4 protein-coding genes and 1 pseudogene are annotated in these 2,519 nt (G+C 60.4%); 2 read left to right on the forward strand and 3 right to left on the reverse strand.

Features of this window, described 5'->3' with window-relative positions:
• Positions 1–241 (forward strand): annotated as a pseudogene (locus P792_RS37910) (DNA helicase); the annotation flags it as partial.
• A gap of 6 nt (positions 242–247) precedes the next feature.
• Positions 248–1,534, forward strand: coding sequence for a class I SAM-dependent RNA methyltransferase (locus P792_RS22450; RefSeq protein ID WP_023977499.1), 1,287 nt, complete (start codon positions 248–250; stop codon positions 1,532–1,534).
• Here the strand turns inward: P792_RS22450 and P792_RS22455 are convergent.
• The 3 genes from P792_RS22455 to P792_RS38170 form a co-directional block, all read right to left on the reverse strand.
• Positions 1,525–1,896, reverse strand: a complete 372-nt coding sequence (locus P792_RS22455; protein WP_023977500.1) for an iron-sulfur cluster assembly accessory protein — start codon at positions 1,894–1,896, stop codon at positions 1,525–1,527. The genes P792_RS22450 and P792_RS22455 overlap by 10 nt on opposite strands.
• Before the next feature lie 14 nt (positions 1,897–1,910).
• Positions 1,911–2,291, reverse strand: coding sequence for an SUF system Fe-S cluster assembly protein (locus tag P792_RS22460; RefSeq protein WP_023977501.1), 381 nt, complete (start codon positions 2,289–2,291; stop codon positions 1,911–1,913).
• 16 nt (positions 2,292–2,307) lie between these two features.
• Positions 2,308–2,519, reverse strand: a 212-nt coding sequence (locus P792_RS38170) for an aminotransferase class V-fold PLP-dependent enzyme (protein ID WP_035439213.1), incomplete at its 5' end; no start/stop codon positions are given.

Below are 2,519 nucleotides of genomic sequence, written 5' to 3' on the forward strand. Positions count from 1 at the left end.
TGCATCCGAACCGGCGCGTCAAGCATCGCGCCCGAAGCAGGATGCGACGATCGAGCGCCACTCTGGCGAGCATGCGAGCGCCGACCGTGGTTCCGTTGCGCCGACGAACGCCTTCGATCACGACGCACCACGCACCGGCTTCGGCCATGAGACCCCGGCCTTCATGCTCCTGCCGCGTCGCAACCGGCGGGTCGAGAATGAAGATCAGGTCGGCCCGATCCAGCATCGCGGTACTGTCTGAGCGATCATGGCATCCCTGATTGATACAACCGTTCTCTCCTACGGGGCGAACGGCGACGGGCTTGTCCTTATCGATGACAAGCCCGCCTATATTCCGCAGGCCGTCCCCGGAGACCGCCTGAAGCTGCGTGTTGGCAGCGATCGGCATATCGAGGTTCTCGATATCGAGAGCGCTTCCGCCAATCGCGTTGCCCCTGTCTGCGCGCTGTTTGACAGTTGCGGCGGCTGCTCCATGCAGACAACCGCCCTTCCGGCACTCCTGGAATGGAAGACGGGTCTTGTGGCGCACGCGTTGCAGCGTGCGGGCTTCGACAATCTGCCCCGTATCGAGGCCATGCAGGTGCCGGTTGAAAGCCGTCGCCGCATCGATCTAGCGTTCCAGCGCCTGCCCGGCCGGATTATCCTCGGGCTACATCGACGCCATGGCGATGTCGTGGATATGACCGAGTGTCATGTCATCGATCCTGCCCTTTTTGCACTGCTCGCTCCTTTGCGCGAGGTTCTCGGCTCGCTCGGCGCCGTCACAGGCGGGGGTGATCTGCAGATCAATCTCTACAGCTCCGGCCCCGATATTCTGCTTTCGACGGACGCGGCTCTTGTGCCGACGGATCGGGTAAAGCTCGCCAATTTCGGCAAGACACATAAGATCCCGCGTATCTCATGGCGCTCGAAACGCCGCCCGAATGACGGCTATGAAATCGTTGCCCAGCAGGGCCCGGTGTTTCATGCCTTTGGCAGCGTGAAGCTTACACCGCCCCCCGGCGGGTTCCTGCAGGCCAGCGCCCAGAGCGAGACTGCCATTGCCGAGGCCGTCCTCGCTGCTCTGCCTGCGCTGAACCGCCGCGATCCTATCGTCGAGTTGTTTGCTGGTTTCGGCACATTGACCGTCCCTCTCGCGCAGAAGGGCCGTGTCCTCGCCTATGAAGGCCACTTCGAGGCTATTGCTGCGTTGAAATCGGGCGCGATTGGCCAGCGTATCGAGACAACGCATCGCGATCTGACGCGTCAGCCGCTTATTGCGAAGGAATTCGAAAAGGCGCGCGTTGTCGTTCTGGACCCGCCTCACGCGGGTGCGTTGATCCAGATGGATCATATCGCACGGTCCAAGGTGGAGGACATCATCTATGTCAGCTGCAACCCGCAGGCGCTGAACAAGGATTCGGCGCTCCTGAAAAAGGCGGGTTACGAGGTGCTGTCGATCGCGGTGATCGACCAGTTCCTCTGGTCGACCGAGGTTGAAGCTGTAGTAACCTTTACCAGAAGCAAGAAACGGCTTTCACGTCGTCAGACGTGAAAGCTCTCGCCACAGCCACAACGGCCCTTCTCATTCGGATTGGTAAAGGTGAAGCCGGATTCGAGATCCTTGATCTCGTAATCCATCACCGTACCAATCAGAAACAGTGTCGCCTTGCGATCGATCAGCACATCCACCCCGTGATCGGTAACGCGCTCATCACCGGGTGACACGCTCTCCACAAAGCTCATGTCATAGGACATGCCTGAGCAGCCACGCGTGTTCACGCCAATACGCAAAAGCTGGCCCTTGTTTGCGCCCTCATAGAGCTTCTTCAGCCGTGTGGCAGCGCGTTCGGTCATCTGCATCAGGGGCGGCAGGGCACGCTTCACCGGTGCCGGGGCGGTTGTCGTATCGCTCATGGTTCTCTCCCGGTTCAGAACATGTTCAGCGCAAGGCGGGCATCGTCGCTCATGCGGCTCATATCCCAAGGCGGATCCCAGACAATCGAGACGCTGGCATTGCTGACACCGGGAAGCGCCGCCACAGCCTCGCGCACCTGCTCGGGCAATTCCTGTGCGCTCGGGCAATTCGGGGCAGTCAGCGTCATTTCAATATCCACGCGGCCATCATCATGCAGGTCGATCGCGTAGATCAGCCCCAGCTCGTAGATATTGACCGGTATTTCCGGGTCATAAACGGTCGCGATAGCCGATATGACGCTATCCTCGTCCGGAACACCGGCGTGAGCTTCCGGCGCTGGCGTTTCCGCCGGAGCGCCAAGCGGTCTGGTCAGGATGTGACCTTCTTCAGACATGAACGACCTCCCTTGGTCAGACCAGCATCTGACGGGCGCGTGCTACGCCCTTCACCAATGCGTCGATATCATCTCGTGTGGTGTAAACGCCGAAACTGGCTCTGGCCGTAGCGGTCAGACCAAGGCGTCTGATCAGTGGCTCGGCACAATGCTGGCCAGCACGTATCGCAATACCCTGCCGATCCAGCAGCACCGCCAGATCATGTGGGTGCGCGCCCTCGACAATGA

The organism is Asaia sp. SF2.1, assembly GCF_000505765.1.
GTDB lineage: Bacteria > Pseudomonadota > Alphaproteobacteria > Acetobacterales > Acetobacteraceae > Asaia > Asaia bogorensis.

Excerpts from the sequence above, each read along its gene's own strand:
- P792_RS22450 (WP_023977499.1), top strand. The coding sequence starts at position 248 with ATGGCATCCCTGATTGATACAACCGTTCTCTCCTACGGGGCGAACGGC.
- P792_RS22455 (WP_023977500.1), bottom strand. The coding sequence starts at position 1,896 with ATGAGCGATACGACAACCGCCCCGGCACCGGTGAAGCGTGCCCTGCCG.
- P792_RS22460 (WP_023977501.1), bottom strand. The coding sequence starts at position 2,291 with ATGTCTGAAGAAGGTCACATCCTGACCAGACCGCTTGGCGCTCCGGCG.